The 1,322-nt window shown below is 36.2% G+C and carries 1 protein-coding gene; it reads left to right on the forward strand.

Going from position 1 to position 1,322, the window contains the following annotated elements:
* The coding region (locus AB4Y86_RS19040) for a helix-turn-helix domain-containing protein (RefSeq protein WP_441403685.1) at positions 1-1,300 on the forward strand (1,300 nt) is incomplete at its 5' end.
* Positions 1,301-1,322 lie beyond the last annotated feature (22 nt).

Genomic DNA, 1,322 nt, shown 5'->3' on the forward strand with positions numbered 1-1,322 from the left:
GTTTCAACCTTACTTGGTTCATAGTAAAGTAGACTCGGACGTTATGTTTGAAATGATTTATCGTAACTTACTAGAGGCTGAGAAACGCCGTACATTTCTAGTGAATAGAACATTAGATAAACAATTCAAGTGTGATGATCTTGAAAAAGTAATTCAAAAGAAGAAAAACTTTGCTTACTTCACACCGGCGATTTACTGGCATCATAAGAGCCGAACAAAGGAAGAAGTAATATGGCTTCCGGCAATTATCTTAGAATTTGATTTAACACGTGACGGAACGGAACGAAATTTTACTGCCGATCAGTTGGCTGTGATGATATTAAATGAGTTAGAAATTCAAGTGAATTTTATATGGGCTACAAAAACCAAGGGACATTATGCAGTCTGTATTCTCTTGAAGCCTATGTCGGGAACGGCACAATCAATCTACTATTACGAGTCTGTTGTGAAGCGTATGGCGATTCTTACGGGTGCTGATTTTGCTTCTACTGATGCGGTGCATTTATTCCGTATTCCAAGACGAAAAATCTATCAATATACCGATGATATATACGATATTGATGAACTTGCTCATGTATTAGAAGATGAACGTATTAATGAAATGTTGGAGCAAAAGAGAAGAGAATACAAGGGTAATATTGTTTCGTTTTCAGAGAAACAAATTATGAATCATGAGAGCATTAAAACCCTTCTGGAAGCTGAATTTACGTCGTATCGTAATAATGCTGCCTTTACTATTGCTCTACTGTATTATGCCTTGGGAAAAAGCGATAAAGAGGCTATTGATTTTCTCGGAGGGGAATGGTTTGTAAAAGTCAATGATGGACGTATCTCTTCTAAGAATGGTAAATTCAAAAGGAAAGAGATTGTTAAGACAGTTAAAAGTGCCTTTTCTGGAAAGTATAGCGGTCCCTCAAAAGAGTGGATTTACTACTTATCAGGCTTTGAATTTCCTTTTAATTTATGGCGTTCTTCTTATCTCAAAAAGGATGATGAAGACCGTAAATATCAGCGTGGACAAGTTGTAAGAGAGAAAATAATAGCATGGGTTCGAGAGAATACAGGTACACAAATTCAACAAAATGATTTAATTGAAGAATTAGGCGTTTCGAGAATGACGTTTATACGCACAATTCAAGCTTTAAAAGAAGAAGGTATTATAGAATATGAGACTCAAAAAGGGCGTTATTCGAAAGGCACGACCTTTACATACATACCGAATGAAACATTTGAATACGAGGTTGATACGCATTTGAAGGTGGAGTTGGAAGTGTATGATTCAGAGTTGAAAAACGCTTAAAAATGCCCACTTGGTAAGGGTT

It is taken from the genome of Arthrobacter sp. 2YAF22_2 (genome assembly GCF_052114645.1).
Taxonomy (GTDB): Bacteria; Actinomycetota; Actinomycetes; order Actinomycetales; family Micrococcaceae; genus Arthrobacter.